Origin of the sequence: Treponema socranskii subsp. buccale (assembly GCF_024181585.1) — a bacterium.
GTDB lineage: Bacteria > Spirochaetota > Spirochaetia > Treponematales > Treponemataceae > Treponema_D > Treponema_D buccale.
In genome coordinates this window covers 999,362-1,022,278 of record NZ_CP054258.1, presented here as the reverse complement: position 1 = coordinate 1,022,278, position 22,917 = coordinate 999,362, and the positions used below count along the sequence as shown (strand labels likewise).

Sequence of the window (22,917 nt, the reverse complement as noted above, 5' to 3'; positions counted from 1 at the left end):
ACGCGACGTGCTTTGAAAGCGAATTGTATTATTAATTAATAGGAAGTAATGAGCAATTTAAAAGACTCGGAATTAAAGAGTCTTAATAAAATGCGCAGTGCAATAACACGGAGGAAAGTATGAAAGCATCTATCGGTGTCATCGGTCTTGCCGTAATGGGTGAAAATCTCGTATTGAATATGGAACGCAACGGTTTTACCGTCGCCGTCTTTAACAGAACTCCCGAACGGGTCGACGCTTTTGCAAGCGGCAGGGCAAAAGGAAAACGCATCATCCCTGCGCACAGCTTGGAAGATTTTATCGCATCCCTTGAAAGACCGCGAAAAGTCCTCATGATGATAAAAGCGGGAGAACCCGTCGACGCAATGATCCGCTCGCTCATTCCCCTTATGGAAAAAGGCGATATCATCATCGATGCGGGAAACTCATACTTCGAAGATACCGAACGCCGCGAAAAAGAAGCGGAGGCGAAGGGGCTGCTTTATATCGGTACGGGCGTTTCGGGCGGTGAAGAAGGTGCTCTCAACGGACCGTCCATTATGCCGGGCGGAAACGAAGCGGCATGGCCCGAAGTAAAAGCGCTTTTTCAAAGCATTGCGGCAAAAGCCGAAGACGGCGAGCCGTGCTGCGATTGGATCGGCAAAGGAGGAGCGGGACATTTTGTTAAGATGGTGCACAACGGCATCGAATACGGCGACATGCAGCTCATTTCCGAAGTGTACGACATCATGCGGAAATACGGCGGCATGGACGCTTCCGAAATAAGCGAAGTTTTTACCGGTTGGAACAAGGGAGACCTCGGCTCGTATTTGATAGAGATTACGGGAAAGCTTTTGGCATACAAAGACAAAGATTCAAGCTTCCTCGTCGACAATATTCTCGATGCGGCGGGACAAAAAGGTACCGGTAAGTGGACGGGCATTACCGCCCTCAACGAAAGCGTACCGCTCACGCTCATAACCGAATCGGTGTTCGCCCGCTGCCTGAGCGCGGAAAAAGACGAGCGCATACAGTGCGAAAAACTGTTCCCGTCACAAAAACTTCACACGCCGACTGCGGAAGAAAAAAGCGATATGATTACATCGCTGCACGATGCATTGTATGCGGCAAAGATAATTTCATACGCACAGGGCTTCGAGCTCATCCGAAAAACGGGATTACACCGCACATGGAATTTAAACCTCGGAAATATCGCAATGCTGTGGCGGGGCGGCTGCATTATTCGTTCGGTGTTTTTGGATAAAATCAAAAATGCCTACGCCCGAAACGGCAATCTGCAAAACCTCATCATGGATCCGTATTTCAGCACAATCTTAAACGATTCGCACGACGCATTGAGAAAGACGGTTGCGCTTGCGGCAATGAACGGCATCCCCGTTCCTTCCCTTTCAGCCGCTCTTTCGTGGTTCGACGGCATCCGCTGCAATAAGCTGCCGGCAAATCTGCTGCAGGCGCAGCGCGATTATTTCGGTGCTCACACCTATGAGCGCACGGATAAAGAGCGCGGTAATTTCTTTCACACGGATTGGACGGGACACGGCGGAAGTACGGCATCGACGACGTATTCCGTATGAAACTGCTCATCCTCGAATCGAGTACGACATCCGCAAAAGCGATGCTCTACGATGCAGAAAGCGATACGTGGCGCATCACAACGAAGCCGTACGGCTTTGCCCATGACTCAAACGGGACGCATGACGGAGAAGCGGTATTTTTAAAAACCGCGCAGGCGGCAAAAGAAATCGCAGACGGCATACAGGTCGATATCATTCTGCAAAGCACGACGTGGCACAGCCTAGCGCTCACCGACAAGGACGGCGCTCTTTTATCCCCCGTCGAATTATGGTCGTATACGGGTGCGGGCGAACTGTGCAAAAGACTTCGCGAAAACGGATTTGAAAAAACGTATTACCGAAAAACCGGCTGCCTTGTCAATTCTACGTATCCGTATTTTAAGCTCATGCACAAAAAGGAAAACGGAACGCTTTTATCGCATGTGAAAATCGGCGGACAGGGCGAATACAATACATACCGTCTAACAGGCGCATGGGTTACGACGCTTGCCATGGCGTCGGGAACGGGACTGGTCAATATCGATTCGCGCACATACGATGCCGAACTGCTCTCTTCACTCGATATCGATGAGTCGGTTTTGCCGAAAATCGTCGGCACGGAAAAAACGTTTCCGCTTTCAAAAGAAGGCGCGCTGCTTTTCGGACAAAAAGAAGGAACGCCCGTAGTCCCCGCATACCCCGACGGAGCGCTCAATCAAATCGGCGCGGGAGCGCTGAAAGAAGGCATTATGACTTTTTCCGTCGGCACGAGCGCGGCCATCCGCATGACGACAGAAGGGCCGCTCCTTCCCGAAACGCCCAGTTTGTGGAGCTATTTTACGCTTTCGTCTCACTTGCTCGGAGCTGCGGTGAGCGGCGCATGCAATTGCCAAGACTGGTGCAAAAAAACCTTTTTTCCGAACGATGCGCACTATACCGATATCGAAAAAGAATTGTCGCATACAAACGATACCCCCGTATTTTTACCGTTTTTATTCGGCGAACGATGCCCCGGCTGGAATGAAAAACGACACGGCGGATTTTTGTCCGTCAAACCGGAACACAGTGTCTATAACCTGTATCAATCCGTATTGGAAGGCGTATTGTTCAGCGTCTATCACTGTTATGAAATACTCGCCGATACGGCGGGCTATCCGAAATCAATAAAATTATCCGGTGGGATTCTACGTTCCGAATTTTGGATGCAAATATGCGCATCGCTTTTCGGCATGCCGATGACGATCGACGAATCGGAACAGAGCTCCGTTATGGGCTGCGCCGTAATCGGTTTGTATCTGCTCGGAAAAATCGATTCACCCCTGTCCTTTCAACCGCAAGTCCGGCACGTCGTAAAACCCGATCCTGCATTGACCGATATATATCGAAAAAAATATCGCGCATACAGGGAGTGCTATCGGAATTATTAAACACGGAAAACACGATGCGGTTTTTTAAATATGCGACATAAATATGCGATATGTTGAAAAAGCGCATATTTATCGCTACAATCGCTGTATCATGGAAAAACTCTTGTCACAGTTGCTGCTTTCTTTTGCGCACAAAGCGCTTGCAGCCGACGGGATCAGCCCCGTCGAAACAGTCGATATCATGAATATTCCGATCACGAATCTCGCATTCGATTCGCGCGATGTAAAAGAGGGTTCGCTTTTTTTTGCGCTTCCCGGAATACACCGCAATGGAAACGATTTTATATCCCAAGCGCTTGAAGCGGGCGCGAACGCAGTCGTCTATCAGGGAGATATTCCGTACGAAGTTCGGCGGGAGTGTGCAAACGTCATCGCGCGCCGTGCGATCGAAAGCGCCGTCGGTAAAACGAAACGATATCTTCCGGCCTTTTTGCGCGTGAGCGACGCGCGTTTTGCCATGGCGCCCGTTTCCGACGCTTTTTACGACTCCCCGTCGAAGCGCCTCATCGTCATAGGAGTGACGGGTACGGAAGGGAAAAGCAGCACGGTTTCGTTTATCTGGCAGCTCTTGCGCCTGTGCGGAGAAAAAGCGGGCTTTATTTCGACAGTCGAATATTCGCTCGGAGGGGATGCCCTCCCCAACCCCGAACATCAGACGACGCCGGAAGCACCGATTATCCAAAACCGTCTCAACGCAATGCTCGAAAACGGCTGTACGTATGCGGTCGTCGAAGCCTCTTCGCACGGGCTTTCCGTCCTGACAAACAGACTCGGCAATGTCCAATTCGACTGCGCGGTTTTTATGAACGTCACGCTCGAACACCTCGAATTTCACAAAACCTTCGAGCAGTACCGAAGCGATAAAGCGAATCTTTTCCGCGCGCTCGACAAGTGCGACCACGTAAAAACGATCGCCGGCACTCCGATGAAAATTCCTTCCATCGGCGTCGTCAACGCCGAAGATCCGTCGGCAGTCTATTGCATCAATTCGACAAAGCATCCCGTCTATGCGTTTACGACCGAAGGCCAGGCGGGAAAAGCCGCAGCGGAAACGGGAGCCGACGCGGTCGCTCTTCCGCCCGTACCCGAAGGAGTTCGCTGCATGACGGCTCGGAATATCGCAGCGGCGAGATTCGGCATTTCGTTTACGATCGACGCGGACGGAGAAGACGCCGTTTTCCGAGCGAACGACGATCCCGCCTTTCCGAGAAAGAGAGCCGTCATCCACGTTACGGCTCCGCTTCCCGGCGCGTTCAACGCATACAACCTCATGGCGTCCCTCATCGCGGTGAGCAGCGTTACGCAAAAAACCTTTGAAGAAGTCGCGCATCACTTTCCGTCACTCACTCCCGTCAAAGGGCGCATGACGGTCATCGACAGGGGGCAGCCCTTTGAAGTCATCGTCGACTACGCGCACACGCCTTCGTCGTTTGAAACGATATTTCCTCCGATTCGAAAAAGATGTACGGGAAGGCTTTTCGCCCTCTTCGGTTCGGGAGGAGAGCGCGATTTGACGAAGCGGCCGCTGCAGGGAGAAATCGCCGCAAAGTTCTGCGACGTCATCGTGCTCGCCGATGAAGATCCACGGGGAGAAGATCCCGTAGCGCTGCTCGAAATGATCGCAAAAGGCGCCGAAAAGCGCGGCAAAAAAAAAGGCGTCGATCTCTTTATCATCCACGAGCGGCCGAAAGCGATCCGCGAAACTTTTAAAATGGCGGCAAGCGGAGACATCGTGCTGCTCCTCGGAAAGTCGCATGAAAATTCGATCATCTACAAGGACAAAACCGTAGCCTACGATGAAATACGCGAAGCGCTCGCCGCCCTGTCCGAACTGGGCTACGCATAAACCGTGCGCTCCGCGTTTATCAGGTCGAATGCCGAGTTTGGAAAGTATCAGCTAATCGCGTCGTGTCTACGGCGAGGATGATCGACGTACAATCTTTATAGACCTATGCGAACGCGGCTCTCACAGCGGGTACCCCGTTTAAAAAGCACAACCGGTTCCGTACATGGATACCGCGAGTTTGCGTCGCAAACTCGTCAGTGAGGCGAAGCCGAACGTCGCTTCCGCAAGCTGAACGCACAAAGTCGCACGCGTGTCTTCCGCTGCTACGCCGCATCGTACACACGTCAAGATGTTTCGGTATACGGTCGGAACCTCGCCGTATGCATAATTGTATTTACTTTCCAAACTCGCCCTTATTAAATCTTCCAGCTGACGGCGAGCTTTCGCGCATCGACGAAGCGGCGGTATATGCCGTTTTTTCTCATAAGCGATGCGTGAGTTCCCTGCTCTGCGATTTTGCCCTGATCGACTACGACGATCTGATCCGCATCGCGCACCGTTTTTAATCGATGCGCTATCATCAAAATCGTCTTCTTTTTCGTCAGCGCGTCTATCGCTTCCATAAGCTCTTTTTCGTTTTCGGGATCGACGTTCGCAGTCGCTTCGTCGAGTACGATTATCGGAGCGTCTTTCATAATCGCACGCGCAATGGAAATACGCTGTTTTTCTCCGCCCGAAAGGCTCGCCCCTCCCTCGCCGATGACCGTATCGTAGCCGTCCGGGAGGGCTGAGATAAATTCGTGGCAGCACGCTTTTTTTGCCGCGGCGATAACTTTCGACATGGGCGCGTCGCTCTGCCCGAAACGTATATTGTTCGCGATCGTATCGTGAAAGAGGTAGACGTTTTGAAACACGAAACTGAAATTTTTCATAAGGCTGTCCATGCTGTACGCTTTTACGTCTTTGCCGCCCAAAAGCACGCGCCCTTCCTGCACGTCCCAAAAGCGCGAAATAAGGCTGCACAGCGTCGTCTTTCCGCCGCCCGAAGGTCCGACAAAAGCCGTCGTCGTTTTTTCGGGGATATGCAGCGACACGCCGTCGATGATCTTCCGCGTATCGTATGAAAAGCCGATATCTTCAACGTCGATATCGCATTTTTTCGGCGCAATGTCTTCCCCGCTCGTATCCATCGGCTGCAAATCGAGGATGGCTTTCGCTTTATCGATACTCGCGTCGATGATGCGAAGCAGTGCGGAATAATTTCCCGCCGAATCGAGATGTGCGTAGATCATAAACGAGCTTATGATCATGACAATCGCGACGAGCAGATCCATAGAGCCCGCGATATACAATGCGATCGAAAGCGCGCTCATCGCAACGCCGAGCGCTTTGGTGATAAAATTCTGCACGGTCATGTAGCCGATAAATTGCTTCTCCATCCGAATGTTGATATCGGCGTTGCCGTCGATCGCTTTGACGAGTTTTTTCGCGGTCGTTCCGGTGAGATTGTACGCTTTTACTTCCGCAATACCTTGAATATATTCGAGGATGCCTTCGACAAGGGCGGTATCGGCTCTCATCTTTTGCGGAGCAAGCATCGCCGCCCGGCGCTGCATCATCGAGTTTACGACGGAATAAAGCGCAAGCCCCAAAACGACGACGATGCCGATTCTCCAATCGTAAAACAGAATCATCGCCGCGACAAGCACCGTATTTAAAATACCCTGAGTCGTCATCATCACCACACGAGAGGCAATATCTCCGAGACTTTCCATCGTATTCGTCGTTACGGACGTGATGGAGCCGAGACTGTTATTGTTAAAATAGCCCATCGGAAGATAGCGCAAGTGCTCGGCGATTTCGATGCGCTTGTCCGCACATGCTGTATAGCCCGCTTCCGTTTGCAGCATCGTCGACGTATAGCGCACGAAAAAATTGACAACCATACTGCCGAGCATGATGGCGGTACAGGTAAAAATCGTCCGAACGGTAATCTCGCCCGAAATTATCGCCGAAATCATAACGGCAATTGCGGGAATTTTCATCGCGTCGCACATCGCCATGACGACGCCGAGCGCGATCGATATATGGAATTTCTTTTTATTGATACCGCCCGCAAAATCAAAAAACTTAAATAATATTTTAAACATCTGTCGTATCTCCTAGCCTTTTACCGCGCTCAAGCCGTCTTTGACCGATATGTGCGCTTCCCACATCTTCGCATACAAACCGCCGCGCGAAAGAAGTTCGCGGTGCGTCCCTTCGTCGTCGAGTGTTCCGTCTTTGATGACGAAGATTTTGTCCGAGTCTTTGATCGTCGAAAGGCGGTGCGCGATGACGAGCAGCGTTTTTCCTTTTACAAGCTTTGCAACCGACGACTGGATGACCGCTTCGTTTTCGGGGTCGGTGTACGACGTCGCTTCGTCGAGGATGACGACGGGCGCGTCTTTAAGCATGGCGCGCGCGATCGCGATGCGCTGCCGCTCGCCGCCTGAAAGGTGACCGCCGGAATCTCCGACGATCGTATCGTAGCCGTGTTCGAGGCTTTCGATGAATTCATGGCAGCCGCTTTTTTTCGCAGCTTCTTCGACTTCTTTATCGCTCGCGCCCTCTTTTCCCATGCGGATATTTTCGCGCACGCTTTCATTGAAAAGATAATTGTCCTGCGATACGAAAGCGATACGTCTGTTGTACGCTTCGAGCGGAATCTTCCGGATATCGACGCCGCCTAAAGAGATGCCTCCTTCATCGACGTCCCACAAAGACGCGATGAGCTTTGCGATCGTCGATTTACCGCTTCCCGAAGGCCCGACCAAAGCGCACACCGAACCGTCGGGAATTTCGAGGGAAATACCGTGCAGCACTTCTTTTTCGCGGTATGCGAAGCGAACGCCGTCGAGACGGATCGCATTTCCCCGAGGCTCTTCCGTTATTTTGTCCGGACGCGCCAGTTCTTTCCGTTCGAGAATATCCGAAACTTCACCGATAACGACGCTCACTTTTGCCATATCGTCGGTATACGACATTGCGGTGATGAGCGGCGTTATCAGTCCGATGCTCAAAATGATTATTTGAATAAAATCGCTCGCGGCAAGTGATCCGTTTTTAACAAAAAATCCTCCTGCGGGCAGAATAAATAAAAGCGTCGCGGGCGTGATCACCATCGTCAGCGTGAAAAATATATTGGCTCTCCTCATCCAATCGATAAAACAGGCCGCGCCCTCTTTCGCCGCAACGACAAAGCGGTCGTATGAACTTTTCACTTTGCCGAACACTTTGATAACTTCGATGCCGTTGATGTATTCGACAGCGGTATCGTTGAGCGCTTTCGTCTTATCGATAACCCGCTTCCATGAGGCTTCATAGCCTATCCACATGCACGAAGCGAAGATAATACCGATCGGGAGCGAGATGAGCGACACGAGCGCCATGCGCCAATCGATAAAGAAAATATAAACGAGCACACACAACGGCGCAAAGAGGTTTCCCGTAAACTCGGGCACGACATGCGCAAGCGTCGTTTCGATGCTGTCGATTCTTTCGACGAGCGTGTTTTTGAGAGAACCCGACGGGATATCGAGTACGCTGCCGAGCGGCAATCGAGCAAGTTTATCGCAGCAACGCGTTCTGATTTCGGCGAGCACGCGGAATGTCGCTTTATGAGAAAGAGAAGTCGATACGGCGTGCAGAACGACGCGCAGTGCCCAAAACAACATTATTAAAATAAGATCCGCGGCGAACACGCCGAAAACGCGTGTGCCCGCCAAAAGCTTTTTTATGATATCGGCGATAAAAAAATACGGAGCGATACCGCATAAAACACCGAGTACCGCCGTAAGCACGCTCAACGCATAGTACGTTTTCCGATCTTCCGCAAATTCTGCGATCCAAGAAACTGCGGAACGTTTTTTGTCTTTCATCGATTATACCTTTCCTTTGCGTATCGGTCTTCTGCCGGTACGCGCGCGGCAATGCCGTTTTAATTAGCTTAGGCTAACAAAAAAAATTATAGCGCATCGCATCGGAATCTGCAAGACGGACAAGACGGACGGCGTATTTGCACTTTATGCGTTTTTCTGTTACTCTTTATCGATTATGAATTTTAAAAATACAGAAAGCGCTCCTCACGTATATCCCGAAGGCTGCGTGTTTTCATCCCTCGCCGATATAAAAAACAAACACATCACCGTCATGGGACTCGGTTTAAACGGCGGCGGTGAAGCGGCCGTCAGATTTTTTTTGAAGTACGGAGCATACGTCGTTGCGACCGATATGAAAACCGCCCGCGAATTGAAACCGACCGTCGATTCGCTCAACAACGACCCCTCGCTCAATCGGACACGGCTTACCTATCGGCTCGGTGAACACAAGATCGACGATTTCCGCTTTGCGGACTGCATTATTAAAAATCCCGGAATAAAATATGAAGGCAATGCCTATCTCGCCTGTGCAAAAGCGATCGAAACCGATATGAGCGTCTTCCTCGCGTTTACGAAAGCGCCGATTATCGCGGTGACGGGCAGCAAAGGAAAATCTTCGACTGCAAGTGCGATCTATTTCGGTCTTTCGCAGGCGGGTCTCATGGCCTTCCTCGGCGGAAACATCACCGTGAGCCCGCTTTCGTTTTTGGAAAAGACGAATCAAACGACGCCTGTCGTACTCGAACTTTCGAGCTGGCAGCTCGCGGATCTGCGCGGAAGAAAATTATTAAAACCGCGCATTTCACTCATCACGAAGATCGTACCCGACCATCAAAACTGGTACGGCGACATGGCATCCTACGTCGCCGATAAGCGTCTCATCTACGCCGATCAGGGAAAAGACAGCTGTTCCATTTTCGATGCGGATCCCGACGATAAAGAAACGCCCGAACCCGAAGCGGGTCTTTCGTGGGGCGATTTTTTTGCACGCGAATCGAAAGCGACGGTCTTCCGCTACAGTACGAAAGCCCTTCCTTCTGGCGTATACGGCGTTTGGCAGGAGGCGGATGCGGACGGAAAATTTTTGGGAAAGGCGCGCCTTCCGGGAAACGATATGCCTGTAATCCTCCTCCGCTCGATATCCGTTCCGGGACTCCACATGAGAGCGAACGTTTTGAATGCGGCGCTCGTCATGGCGCTTTCGGGAATCAGAGCTGAAAATATTTCAAATATTTTAAGCCGATGGAAAGGCATACCGCACCGCTTGCAGTACTTCCACGTATGGAATCGAAACCGCATGAGATTTCACTTTTACAACGACTCGTGTGCGACCGTTCCCGAAGCCGCCGTCGCCGCCGTCAGGTCGTTTAAAGTGCCGGTGATTTTGATCGCAGGCGGAACCGACAAAGGTCTTTCTCAAAACTCGCTTTCCGAAGCGCTTTCGCACGATGCGCGAAAACGGGTAAAAGCGCTGTACTTGCTTTCGGGAACGGCAACCGATAAATTGACGGAATTGCTCCGTGCCGACGTTATCCCGTTTTACGGTCCCTACGATTCTCTCGGCGAACTGCTCGCTGCACTCAAAGCGAACGAATGCGCCGACGACGAGCGGGGCGGAAACGAAGTCGTCCTCTTTTCTCCCGGCGCGACATCGTTCGGTATGTTTACGAACGAATTCGAACGCGGTTCGAAATTTATGGAAGAAGTAAAACGCATATTTCCGTAAGTCCGAGCCTAAGCGCGGAACTCATGCCGCGAAGTACAAAGCGGCGATTGCAACAAATTAAACCTTGTCTTTTCTCAAAAATGATGTATAATATTATCGTATGATATCGCGAGTCCATACTGCAGTTAATCAGTGTTTTTCAAAAAAATATTCACAAAAGGCCGGTCAAGTACTTGACACGCTCAAACGCACTCCCATAATTACTCGCAACTCGCAACTCGCAACTCGCAACTCGCAACTCGCAACTCGCAACTCGCAACTCGCAACTCGCAACTCGCAACTCGCAACTCGCAACTCGCGCTAAAAGCGTCCTCCGCCCGTAAGCTCATTTTTTTAACTGTCGTCTCCGAACAAAACGGCGGCAATATGCAATCTATCTCTCTTAGAAAACGCACGAAAGGATGCCGCTTTCCGTGCGTTTTTTTATATACCCGCCCGTTTTTTATGACCGGTACTATACATAAAAAAATAATCGGATGTCTTACAAATTGAGACGAATCAATTCGCACAGATAAATTTACTTGGAGGACTGTAATGAACCTACGAAAGTCGAAAACAAATGTTCTTTTACGGATGGCGATAGTTGCCGTATCGGCAGCATCGATCGGGATTTTTACCGGATGTCCGAATCCGTCAGCGGAGGAACAGACACGAACAATAATAGTGGCTGTACAAAGAGACAGTCATGTAGAAAGTGTCGATCCGAAATTTCTATACGTTGACAGGGGTACACAATGGAGCGAGATAAAGAATAAGATCCGTGTAAACTATAAAGACGGATACGAATTCGACGCATGGCGACTTGACGATATATGGGGGGACAGACTTAGCGACGGTTACCGTTTTCAAATCAACACAACTGTTTTTGTCTCCTCAAAAGAAAAGGCAAAAGCTTTGTATAAGGTGCAGCATTTTCAGCAAAATCTTAGCGCTGACGGCTATGAGCTGAAAGACACGGAGTCTCTATACGGAATTATCGGAGAACAAACAAAAGCACAGGCAAAAACGTATGAAGGTTTTACGGAAAAACCCTTTACGCAACAAACAATAAAAAACGACGGATCTGTCGTAGTAAAAATCGAATACGACAGAAAAGAAATCACACTCACATTCGATCTTAAAGGCGGAACTACGGAAACGCCTCTTGAAGAAGGAACCAAACTGAAAGGCAGGTTCGGCGCGTCGTTCAGTATTAAAAATCCGACTCAAGAGGATATGATTTTTGAAAAATGGGAACCTGCTGTACCCGCATCCTTTCCTTCATCCGATGCCGTTTATACTGCAAAATTCCGAGCGCCCCGTCTTACAATAAAGGGCGACGAACGCATAAAAAATAAATCCGATAATTTTATCGAAGCGGGTAAAGGCAAAACATGGAAAGATATAAAGACTGAAGCCGCAAAAAAGGCGGTTTTTCAATTTTCTTGGGATACGGGTGATTACGGTATTCATGAGTGGCATCTCGACGATGAAAACGGGCACCTCTTAACCGACAATGACCGCTTTGCACAAGATACGACCGTCTACGCCGTAACAAACTATACGAAATTCAAGTGGAGCGGTACTAAGATCACAGGCGTCACCGGAAGCAAACCGAAAGGCAAAATCATTATTCCCGACGGATGCACCGAAATAGATGCATTTACTTTCGTGTGGTCGTACTTGACTCAGGTGAGTCTGCCCGCAAGTCTTATCTCAATCGGTGAAAGCGCTTTTGGAAACTGCAGCTCTTTACAACAGGTAAACTTTTCTGAAAATCTTATCTCTATCGGTAAAAGCGCTTTTGAAGGCTGCAGCTCTTTGCAACAGGTAAACTTTCCTGAAAATCTTACTGCAATCGGAATACGAGCCTTTCAGAATTGCAGCAATTTGAAACAGGTAGACCTTTCTACGTGTACCGCTCTTACCAAAATCAGTGAAAGAACTTTTTCAATGTGCAGCAAATTAGAAGAGGTTAAATTTCCTAAAAATCTTACGGTAATAGAAAAAGAAGCCTTTTTCTCTTGTACAAATTTGACACAGGCGGTTTTGGTCGGATGTACCGCGCTTTCCGAAATCGGAGTCAATGCTTTTAATAGCTGCCAAAATTTGACGTACGTAACTATGCCCGAAAATCTCAGTATAATCGGACACAATGCCTTTTCAAGCTGCTCCGGAGTAAGTGTGTTCGATTTTTATAGATGTACCGCCATTACCGCAATCGGACACGACGCTTTTTCATCCTGCGATAGTGCGCAGTTTAAGGTCAAATACATGACAACCGTAAAGGATAAACTTATAGCAGCAGGCGTTAATGCCGGAAAAATAGACGAAATATACTAAAAAAGGGGTAGAAAAGTCAGAGCGCCGAAAACGTCATCGCCCCGTCCCCGCACCGGAAAAGGAAAAAATCGTTTTCTTTATCTTCCCGAAAGCGATTTTTTCCAGCGGGCGACGGACTGCAGTGCGGCAAGAGGGGTCATATTGTCGGTGTCGGCTGAAAGTATTTCGTCGATTACGATCTCTTCGTCGCTGAAAAGACCGGGCGCATCGGAAGGGGTGTGAACATCGGGAACGGAATCGAGTACGGGTTTGTTCGCCGCAAGATTTTGGATATGCGCGAGGATGACGCTCGCGCGGTCGATCACCGACTGCGGAACGCCCGCCAAGCGCGCGACGTGGATGCCGTACGAGTTTTCGGCAGCGCCCTCTTTTACTTTCCGCAAAAACACAACCGTCCCGTTTTCTTCCGACACGTCCATACAGAGCATTTCGAGCGACGGATGTTCCATGCGGGTAAGCTCGTGGTAGTGCGTCGCAAAGAGCGTTTTGCATCCGATACTGTCGAGCAGATATTCCGACACCGCCTGAGCGATCGAAAGCCCGTCTTCCGTAGAAGTGCCGCGCCCGACTTCGTCCATAATGACAAGCGATTTTTTCGTCGCCGAACGGAGGATATTCGCGGTTTCAGTCATCTCCACGAGAAAGGTCGATTCTCCGCGTGCGAGGTTGTCCGTCGCACCGACGCGGCAAAAAATTCTGTCGACGATGCCGAGCTTCGCCTTTTTTGCCGGCACAAAGGAGCCCGTCTGCGCGAGCAGCGCGATGAGCGCGTTTTGCCTGAGAAATGTAGACTTACCGGCCATGTTCGGTCCCGTGATAAGCGCAAACGAAGGCGAACCGTCATCTCCGATCGTCAAATCGTTCGGTACGAACTCGCCCGCCCCCATGTGCGCTTCAACGACGGGATGCCTGCCCTGCTCCACTTCGAACGCGCATCCGTCGTTGATTTCAGGCTTCGTCCAAGCGTGCAAAACGGCGGCGTGCGCAAAAGAGGATGACGCATCGGTATAGGCGATTTCGCCTGCAAGCTGCATGAGATACGGTACGTATTCGTGCAGAGAGTTTCTGATTTTAATAAAAAGATCGCGTTCGAGCTCGAGCACTTTCGTATCGGATTCGGTAAGCTCGTGTTCGAGCTCCTGCAGCTTTTCGGTCGTATAGCGGTCGCCGTTTACGAGCGCACGGCGCATGATAAAGTGAGGCGGAACCGCCGAAAGCTTTCCCTTGCTCACTTCGATAAAATAGCCGAACGCATTCGTATATTTTATTTTCAGATTGGCGATCCCCGTGTTCCGCCGCTCTTCTTCTTCGTAGCGGGAAAGTATTTTGTCGAAATTGTCGTGAACGCTTCTCCAGTGATCGAGTTCTTCCGACCAAGCGCTTTTTATGATCTTCCCTTCAGTAAGAGTCGTCGGAGGATCGTCGTTTATCGCATTTTTAATAATTTCGATGATGCGCTCCGCACTTGAAAAATCGATGAGCGAAAAATCCCGCTCTTGGAGTATCGCGCGCGCATCCCGCCATCCCTCAAGACTTGCGCGAAGAGCCTGCAAATCTTTCGGATGCGCTCTGTCCATCGCGATGCGGCCGGCAAGCCGCTCGATGTCGAGTATGGGCTCGAGACGGTTCCGTATATCGCCGAGTAGTTTTCTGTCGTCCGTAAAAAGGGATACGTGCTCCTGCCGTGCGGAAATTTTTTTCAGATCGGTAAGCGGATACAAAAGCCACGATCGGAGCATACGGTTTCCCATCGCGGTTTTCGTATAGTTGACGCATTCGAGCAGACTGTACTGTGCGCTTCCGTCGCGGAGATTCGCCGTAACTTCGAGATTGCGCATAGAAGAGTCATCGATGACGACGTATTCGCTGTCCCGGTACACGCGTATGCCGTCCACGTGCGGAACGGCGGTGTTCGTCGTCTTTTCAAGGTAGTCGAGCAAAAAACCCGCAGGCGCGACTTCGGCAGAATCTTCGTTCAGTCCGAATGGCGCGAGGTTCGCCGTTTTAAATTGCGCCGTCAATTTTTTATACGCCGTATTCGCGTTGAAATGCCAATCGGGATAATACGAGAGTGAGAGAGAAGGAAACGCGGAAAGAGCTTCCCGGACGACGGAAGACGATTTCAGCGATTCGGGCAAAAGCAGTTCGCGCGGAGACGAGCGAGAAAGCTCTTTCGGAAAATGCTCCGCCATCTGTGACGCCGGCCAAGAGGTCGCGCTGAACGAAGAAGTCGTCACGTCGATAAACGCGAATCCCGCTTTGCCGTGAGACACGGAGAGGGCGGCCGCATAGTTCGCGACGCTTCCGTCGAGATATTCCGCTTCGACCGCCGTTCCCGGCGTGATGATTTCGACGACTTTGCGTTCGGTCAAGCCTTTGCCGTGCGCAACTTCCCCGACCTGTTCGCAGATGACGATTTTTTTTCCGAGCCGCAAAAGGCGGGCGATATACACTTTCGCCGCGTGATACGGGATGCCGCACATCGGAGCGTCTCCTCTGTGCGTCAGCGTCAGATTCAAAAGACGCGATACTTCTATCGCATCCTTGTTGAACATTTCGTAAAAATCGCCGAGCCGGAAAAACAGCACTTCGTTTTTATACTTCGATTTTATGGAAGCATATTGCGCCATGAGCGGCGTCGGCGAGTTTTCCGTCTTCATGCCGCTAATTTTTTCCGAGTTCCGAAATCACTTGGTCGGTAACATCGACCGAAGGGCTGTACCATAAAATTGCATTATTTTGCTGCAGACTTAAAATCATGCTGTAACCGCCGGCTTCCGCGATTTTGGCAAGCACGCCGTAAAGCTTGCGATAAAACGAATCGGAATCCTGCAGCGATTTCTGCATCGTCGCAAGTTCGATATTTTTCGCATTCGTGTATTCGCGGAGGTATTCCGTCTTTTGCGTAATTTGGCTTTCGATGCGCACCGCGTTCGATTCGTCGCCCGAATCTTCGTAGGAGAGCTTTTTCTGTTGCAATGCGCGGATCTCTTCCGTCCGTTTATTGATTTCTTCCTGATACTCGGCTTTTTTTCGTTCGTAATTGCGCACCGCCGAAGAATTGCGGAAATACGCGTTATACACTTTCGCCGTATCGACCACTCCGAATTTCGTAATCTGCTGTGCCGAAAGATATGCTGCGGAAAAAACGGTACAGAGTGAAGACGCTATCAGTATTTTTTGTAAACGATGCATCATTTTATTCTCCAAAATTATTAAAATATATCAACGGTTCGTTATGTTGAACGAAAGCACGAACACGCCGTTCGGATCGTTGAAATACCAGCCTTTGGCATCGCTGTGTTTAAACGTCCACGCGTACAAAAGGTGCAGCGGGAACTGCGGCAAAAGGAAGCGCAAGCCCGGGCCGAAGCTGAAATAAAAATCGTTTACCGACAGACTGTTGAACATCGTTTTTACGTCCGTCGTAACGGCGGCGGCATCGAAAAAGCCGTCCACGCCGACGATATTCGGAAATATCGGGATGCGCAGTTCGACTCGATTGCTGAGCATCGCTTTGCCGCGCACTTTGTTATAGATGCTCGTCCATCCGCGCCCGTTGAACATGCCGTCGATATAGGCTTTGTTCGAATCGCCGAGGAGCGTACCGGGAATGGGGAATATCGCCGTAAGTCCCGTATACGCGGCGAATACCGCTTTCAGCGACCAGGCTTTCGTAATGGGAATATTGAACAGTGTAAAATAACCTTCGAGTTTCGTATCGCTTTTAAGGAAAAACTCTTTTTCAAGACCGGGGATAAGGCCGTACCAGCCGATGCGCTGGCTGACGAACCAGCCGCGCGAGGGATCGTAGCTGATATTGCGATTGTCGAGCGATACGCTGCCCCACACGGAATTGGTTAAACCGAGCCGGTTCGCATTTTGATTGATGCTCGAATCGTGCGGTACATAAATTCCCTGATCGTATACGTTGCTGTTGAGCAGCGTCGAAAGCCCGCCGTTCAGCTGCAAAATTGCAAAATCGGGGAGCCAGCGGCGGCCGATCGAAGAGCTGAACGTAACGCCCCACGATTCAAACTGCATATAATATTCGTCGTCCGAAACCGTTCCGTCGTTGAGCACCTGCAGGCGCAGAGAAGATTCTTTGGAATGCGAAAACGAAATCGACTCGCTGATACCGATCGGCAAATCGAACAGCCAGTTTTGGCCGTAAGATGCGTTGACGGTTTGCGCCGTATTCGAAATATTCGTGCCCGTGGAAATCGATCGTCCTTCGCCCCGCAAATTCGAATTCTGCCAGCGCGCAAAAAGCGATATCGGAAAATCGTCGGGATCGGAAACACCCGAAAACGTCATGCCGAATTCGAGCGTCGTCGTCGATTGTTCTTCGACGGTAAACACCAAATCGACGAGATTGTTTTCACTCCCGGGCATCGGCTCGGGCACGACGCTCGAAAAATACTGGAGGTTGTACAGGTTTCGTATACCCTGCATGACTTTATCGCGCGAAAAAACGTCGCCCGGCTCGAGCGGAATTTCCCGTCTGATAACGTAATCCTTCGTTTTGGTATTGCCTTTGATGATAATATTTTCGATGTGGCTTCTCGGCCGCTCGACGATCGAAAGCGAAACGGAAATAGTGCGCCGCTCGACGTCTTTATTGACTGCAGGCGCGTATTGATTGGTCATATAGCCGTTTTCGGCATAGAGGCTCGTAATACCCTGCAAACCTTCCTGATACTTCGTCTGATTGAAGACGGCACCCGGTTTCAATTTGATATACGACAAAAGCGTTTCTTTTGAAAATATTTCGTTGCCGCTTATCGTCGTTCCGGCGTACGTGTACTGCGGTCCTTCCTGTACGACAAAGGTAAGCGTCAATTCGTTGCGGCCTTTTTTTTCGTTAAAAACCGATTCCTGTACGACGTCGAGCACGCGGGCATCCGCATAACCGCGGTCCTGATAATATAAAACGACAGCCTGTTTGTCCGCCTCAAGCGCTGAACGCTGAAACGCGCCGCCTTTCATAAAACCCGCTTCTTTGAGCGTCATTTTGCTTTTGAGCGTCCGCTCGGAAACGAGAGCGTTTCCGGAAAAACGTATCGCCGCGATTACAGTGCTTGCCCCTTCGTTTATGACAAAGGTAATGCGGATTCCGTCGGAAAGCTCTTCCGTCGTATGCGAAATCGTCGCATCGGTATAGCCTTTTTTCAAATACACGTCGCGGAGCGCGCGTTCATCGAGGAGCACTTTGCTTTCGACAAATATATCACCGGTCTTTACCGTGACGGCATCGCGCAGTTCTCCGTTTCTGATTTTCGAGTTACCCGAAAAGCGTATCGATTGGATGACGGGGCGCTCTTTTACCTGAAAGACGAGCAGAATTTTATCCGCCGTTTTCGGATCGTGTTTTGCAAACGGTGTAATATCGTCGAACATATCGAGCGCGTAAAGGCGGTCGGTCAAATCGGTATACACTTCTTCGGTAAACGGCCGTCCGACAAAAGCGTTCGTAATACCCGTAAGTTCGGAACGTTTGACGTTTTTTAATCCTTCAAATGAAATTTCGGAAATCGTTTTACCCCAAAACCAGCCGTCATCTTCACTTTCTTCGGCGGACACGGCTAAGGATGCACTGAGTGCAATGAAAAGCGAAAGCACGAAACGAATATACATCCTGCGGTTAAAACGCATATCATCTCCCATAAAAACTTTTGCAGAAAGCTGGAGCCTCCGGCTCGTTCTGCAAAGAACCGATTCTACGTGTCCGCTTTCGCGGACTTCGAATCGGCTTTCGAAAGGCTCAAAATGAAAATCGCCACGAAAGCGTCAGCGACGTCGAAGGAACAATGACATTATTGAGCATCGCAGTGATATCGGGTGCCATATCCCATCGAATGTTCGCAAACGGCGCTTCAAGTTCGAAACCGAATTCCGGCTGGAATGTAATCCCCTGCGCCGTCGAGCTGTCGTCAACCCTCGTCTTATCGTACACCAAATGCATGAGCGCATCGGCATACAATACGCTTCCGAAGTATTTACCAATATAAACAGTCGAATTGTCGAGAAAGTTACCTGCCGATAAATCTCTCCGGGTTAAATCGCCTGAAAAACCCATCCGCAGCGTATTCTGCAAAACGGTCGTTCTAATCGAAAATATATCAAATTTCAGCCAATCGCGCAACTTGTTTTCGACGGCGCGCCCGATCGTCGATTGAATGGCGTAATCGGTCGTCGCGATAAGGATGTCGCGCATGTTTCCCGAATCGGCGGCGACGATCTGCCCCAAAAGCGTACGGATTTCCGCCTCCGATTTTGCGGGAATCGATGAAAATTGCGGATTAAAATCGAGCAGGGGCTGATTTTCCGCCGAAAGGATGATTCGTATATCGCTTCCGTTCGAGTCGCGTTCTCTCGTTTCGGCTTTCACCGTAATGCGCGGATTGAATCGATCGTCCGTATCGCTGAAACGGATCGTTCCTTGCCGCAGATAAAAGCTGCGGTTCAAATACGCGATATCGCCGGAACGCAAGTGCATATCGCCGTCAATCGAATACGAATTGTCCGTCTGGTCGAATTTTACTTTGATTGCATCGCCGGGTGCAAAGACGCACCTGAGCAGCGGATCGAAGACGAGGCTGACGTGCGGACCGAAGACGACATCGACATTTGCCCTCGTCGGAACGATATAATTCATTTCGCGTTCTCCGAGCAATTCTGCCATACGGAATTTCGCTTTTACGTCTTCGACATATACTTTCCCGGTCACATCGAAAATTTTATCCTGAAGGATGAGATTCAAATCGACGCCCGCCCGTCCGCTGAAATCCGCCATATCGACATCCAAATCCGCAGGAACGGTTTTATTCGGCGGAGTGCGGACGGTCGCTTCAAGCCGGTCGAATGTCCAGCGATCAAGGTAAAGTGACGAAGCGACATCGAAAGTACTCCCGCGTATGTCCATCGTTACCGACGGAATCGTCATGACATTATGATCCATCAGCACAAAAAAACGCTCCGAAGTGATGTGATACGGGAGAACCTTAGTCAAACTGAAGTCGGGCTGCTCGACGGAAAAACCGGCATTGAATTCGGGATCGGAAAGGAGCCCCGTGATCTTCGCCGAACCGATAAGCGTACCGTTGTATATCGTGAGGAACTCATTCGAAACATGCGACATAAGAGCGGCCAAATCGGCACTGACATCGGAGATGCGTATGTCAAGATTTTTCGTTTCGATTTTTCCGCCGATACTGCAGTGAAACGGTCTTGTTTCCGAAATCTTCAAATCGATATCGCCTTTATCGGTGATAATTCCCGAAACGCCGAGTGACGAAGATGAAGAGATAAGCGCCTTTCCTTCGGCATACGAAAAGGAAAGCGAAAACGGAAACGGTCTTACAAAAAGCGACCCCGAAGCGCCTCGAGACGAAAGCGTCGCCGAAAAAAAAGCGGGATACCGTTTTTTTTCGGAAAACACCGTATCTGAGATTTTCAGCAGGAGCGGAAGCTTTACGTCTTTTTTCAGCACCCGTGTCGTTATGTCCGCCGATGCGCTCCCGGTAAAAGACTCAAGAGAAAAATCCGCCTTTACGTTATCGACAAGAAATCTGCCGTATGAGATGTGCATTTCATTTACGGAGAGATTGCGCTCTTCGAGTATGAGACTGCCCGTTGCCGAAAGCGGTATACCCGCAAACATCACATCGGCGTCATCTACGGAAACGATCACATAGGGATTTTCAAATGTACCGGTCGCGCTCACCGATGCGGCCATTCGATTGTTTTCGCTCTGCTCCGCCGCAAAGCGATTCAAATCGATATTAGCGCATAAAATCCGGGCGTTGAAGTACAGATTGTTTTTAAGCATTTCGACGGAAAACGGCGCTTCATCCGGATTGCTGATTTCAGCGCTCGCCGTTATCGATTCTTTTGAAATCGGATTTGTCATCGTCATATCGAAATGCGCGGAATCCAATCGTCCTTCACGCAAATTGACGGTACACTGAGAGGAACCCGTGAGCGCGGAAAACGAATCCGTATATGAAACGGAATCGAAAATCGCTCCGTACTTCGATACCGTTCCCGACAAAAACACACGAGGGGAAAAAGGAAATTTTCCGCCGGCATCTTCGGATTCGAATCGCGCGATGTGTACGGCAAAACCTTCGTCTTCGGTATATGCAAAACCGGTTTCGGCGGAAAGCGTCCATATCGTACCGGCTGCATGCAGCGGAAAATTTTTCATCGTAAACGAACCTTCCATGCTGCCGTTATCGTAGCGCCGGAACTCTGCGGCAAGGTTGTAATCGCCCGAAACGCTGATAAAATTATGCATGATGTTTCCGGTAAAATGATACGGAACCGATTTATATTGCACGTCAAACGTAAAAAACGATCCCGACGAATCGGGAGCGCGGTCGATTTCGGCCGAAGCGGAAAAGGTATCGCCTTTGTATACGACGTTGAGCTGCGACACTTGGAGAGAAGATTCGTTTCCGTCAAACGACAAAAAGAGCGCTTCGTTTTCTTTTTGCGTATTTACAAAAAGCGCATAGGGCGCGTTGTAGGAAACCGATTTCAAATCGGATGAAACGAAGAACTCGCCGGTGAACACGTAAGGCGCGAGGCGCGGCGAAAAAGAGGATAAGGTTGCGGAATTGTTTTTTGTCAAAAAGAACGCTCCCGCTTCCGCCGCGCTGTCGAGGTAAAAATTGTTGATATTGATTCCCGCCTGAATATAATTCGTACGGGTAAGCCAGCTTCCGTCTATGCGCAGCGAGCCGGGGGAATCGGCTTCGGCGTGCGCGTAGTCGAAAAGCTCGAAACTGTAATCGACGGAATTTCCGTTCGGCATTACGCGCGCTTCGAGTGCGGTAAAGGTTTTTTCTCCGAGGCGGACTTCGGGTGCAAAGCATACAAAACCCTTATCGAGCGGATCGAAATACAGTTCCGTCGAAAGCTCGTTTCCGTTCGGAAGGGCGACGCGGCGGGCATCGACGGTGCCCGAAAGACGCATACCGTTGAAGCGATATAAAAGCGAAGCTTCGGCATCGCAGTTTTTTCCCGAAGCGACGAGGCGCGGAATCGAAACTTCGTCTTTCGTTCCTGCAGCGTCGAAGCGCACGGAAAGAGAGCCTTTCACAAGCGTTTCGGGAACGAAAAGGCTGCCGCCGCTTGTATACGAAAGCGATTTTTGTTCGACATCGTATTCGGCGGATGCCCTCGCCGTAAGCGATACCGCTCCTATGCGCTGCATAATATCCGCACGGCTGCGGGATGTGATAAACGATGAAAGCGTAAAGTGTTCGGCGGCAAAAGACGCTTCGGCTTTTTTCGAATCGATGCCGTAGGAAGCCCTCACCATAAAGGGAAACGCAGATTGAAAAGTGCGCACGGAAATGACGCGGTCGTCGTAGGATGCGCGGAAGTTCAGTCTGCCGAATGAAAAATCACCGCCTGTCATATTCGAAAAGCGTGCGACAAAGGAGCTTCCGTTCAGGCCGTGACGGACGGAGCTCGAAAGCGAATACTTTCCCGAAATGCGTATGCCGTTTGCGCCGTGCAAAACGACGTCCGCACCGCCGCGCACATTCACGCCGAGCGATCGGGAAGCTTCATTATACACGGCATCCGCCGAGCGTATCGTAAACGATGCATCCGCTTTCGCGCTCCGATAGCGGATGCGCACGTTTTTTATTAAAAGCGAAAACGGCAAGTCGACGCTGATGCGCGAAAAGTCCGTCCGCCTTGCTCCGCCCTTCGCATTCGAAGTCTTTACAAAGGAAGCCAGTTTTTCGATAATCGCTCTGTCGACTTCATCGTCGTACTCGAGAGTGATCCCGTCTATTACAAGGCTTTTAAATGCGCTGTCTATATCGCCTCGGAGCAATTTCAGCAATCGATAGCGGAGCGTGATCCGCCTGATCGATGCGAGCGGTTTTCCGTCGGCGGCGGAACCGAGGACTATACCTTTTATATTGAAAACGGTTAAAATGGACGGCGACAGCGACGCATACGAAAAGGTAAGCCCCGTACGGTTTTCAAGCATTGTCCGTACCGTTTGCGCACGATGTGAAATATTTTCGGTGAGCGCCCTATATATCGGACGAACGCATGCGAACGACGCGAGCAGTATGGTGAGAAAAATCAAAATATATAAACCGCGGATAACCGATTTTTTACTCATGCAGCCGCCGAATCCTCAAAGCGAAATCACCGA

At 50.2% G+C, this 22,917-nt stretch carries 11 protein-coding genes; 5 read left to right on the top strand and 6 right to left on the bottom strand.

Annotation, left to right across the window (positions count from 1 at the left end; all coding sequences use genetic code 11):
- Positions 1 to 119: 119 nt before the first annotated feature.
- The 3 genes from gnd (at position 120) to murE (ending at position 4,826) form a co-directional block, all read left to right on the top strand.
- Positions 120 to 1,574 carry a decarboxylating NADP(+)-dependent phosphogluconate dehydrogenase gene (gene gnd / locus HRI97_RS04475; RefSeq protein WP_253726898.1) on the top strand — a complete coding sequence of 485 codons (1,455 nt, stop codon included), beginning with the start codon at positions 120 to 122 and terminating at the stop codon, positions 1,572 to 1,574.
- Positions 1,571 to 2,980 carry a gluconokinase gene (locus HRI97_RS04470; protein WP_253726896.1) on the top strand — a complete coding sequence of 470 codons (1,410 nt, stop codon included), beginning with the start codon at positions 1,571 to 1,573 and terminating at the stop codon, positions 2,978 to 2,980. The genes gnd and HRI97_RS04470 overlap by 4 nt, the downstream gene beginning before the upstream one ends.
- 91 nt (positions 2,981 to 3,071) lie before the next feature.
- The gene (murE, locus tag HRI97_RS04465) at positions 3,072 to 4,826 is read left to right on the top strand and encodes a UDP-N-acetylmuramyl-tripeptide synthetase (protein WP_253726894.1); all 1,755 of its coding nucleotides are present in this window, start codon (positions 3,072 to 3,074) and stop codon (positions 4,824 to 4,826) included.
- Between the two features lie 356 nt (positions 4,827 to 5,182).
- On the opposite strand, the gene HRI97_RS04460 is transcribed toward murE, so the two are convergent.
- Positions 5,183 to 6,916, bottom strand: coding sequence for an ABC transporter ATP-binding protein (locus HRI97_RS04460; RefSeq protein ID WP_253726892.1), 1,734 nt, complete (start codon positions 6,914 to 6,916; stop codon positions 5,183 to 5,185).
- A 12-nt stretch (positions 6,917 to 6,928) separates the two neighbouring features.
- Positions 6,929 to 8,686 (bottom strand): ABC transporter ATP-binding protein, encoded by a 1,758-nt coding sequence (locus tag HRI97_RS04455; RefSeq protein WP_253726890.1) that lies wholly within the window; start codon positions 8,684 to 8,686, stop codon positions 6,929 to 6,931.
- Positions 8,687 to 8,861: 175 nt separating this feature from the next.
- Here HRI97_RS04455 and murD point away from each other — a divergent pair, with 175 nt between their 5' ends.
- Positions 8,862 to 10,412 (top strand): UDP-N-acetylmuramoyl-L-alanine--D-glutamate ligase, encoded by a 1,551-nt coding sequence (gene murD / locus HRI97_RS04450; RefSeq protein WP_253726888.1) that lies wholly within the window; start codon positions 8,862 to 8,864, stop codon positions 10,410 to 10,412.
- A gap of 663 nt (positions 10,413 to 11,075) precedes the next feature.
- On the top strand, positions 11,076 to 12,734 hold the full coding sequence (locus HRI97_RS04445) for a leucine-rich repeat domain-containing protein (RefSeq protein WP_253726886.1): 1,659 nt from the start codon (positions 11,076 to 11,078) through the stop codon (positions 12,732 to 12,734).
- Between the two features lie 77 nt (positions 12,735 to 12,811).
- Here HRI97_RS04445 and mutS read toward each other — a convergent pair whose 3' ends face one another.
- The 4 genes from mutS to HRI97_RS04425 form a co-directional block, all read right to left on the bottom strand.
- Entirely contained in the window at positions 12,812 to 15,394 is a 2,583-nt protein-coding gene (mutS, locus tag HRI97_RS04440) for a DNA mismatch repair protein MutS (protein ID WP_253726884.1), read from the bottom strand.
- 4 nt (positions 15,395 to 15,398) lie between these two features.
- Positions 15,399 to 15,929 carry an OmpH/Skp family outer membrane protein gene (locus HRI97_RS04435; protein ID WP_180487638.1) on the bottom strand — a complete coding sequence of 177 codons (531 nt, stop codon included), beginning with the start codon at positions 15,927 to 15,929 and terminating at the stop codon, positions 15,399 to 15,401.
- 30 nt (positions 15,930 to 15,959) lie between these two features.
- Complete coding sequence (gene bamA, locus HRI97_RS04430) at positions 15,960 to 18,401, bottom strand: outer membrane protein assembly factor BamA (protein ID WP_253726882.1); 2,442 nt, start codon at positions 18,399 to 18,401, stop codon at positions 15,960 to 15,962.
- Between the two features lie 97 nt (positions 18,402 to 18,498).
- Positions 18,499 to 22,884, bottom strand: a complete 4,386-nt coding sequence (locus HRI97_RS04425) for a translocation/assembly module TamB domain-containing protein (protein WP_253726880.1) — start codon at positions 22,882 to 22,884, stop codon at positions 18,499 to 18,501.
- Positions 22,885 to 22,917 lie beyond the last annotated feature (33 nt).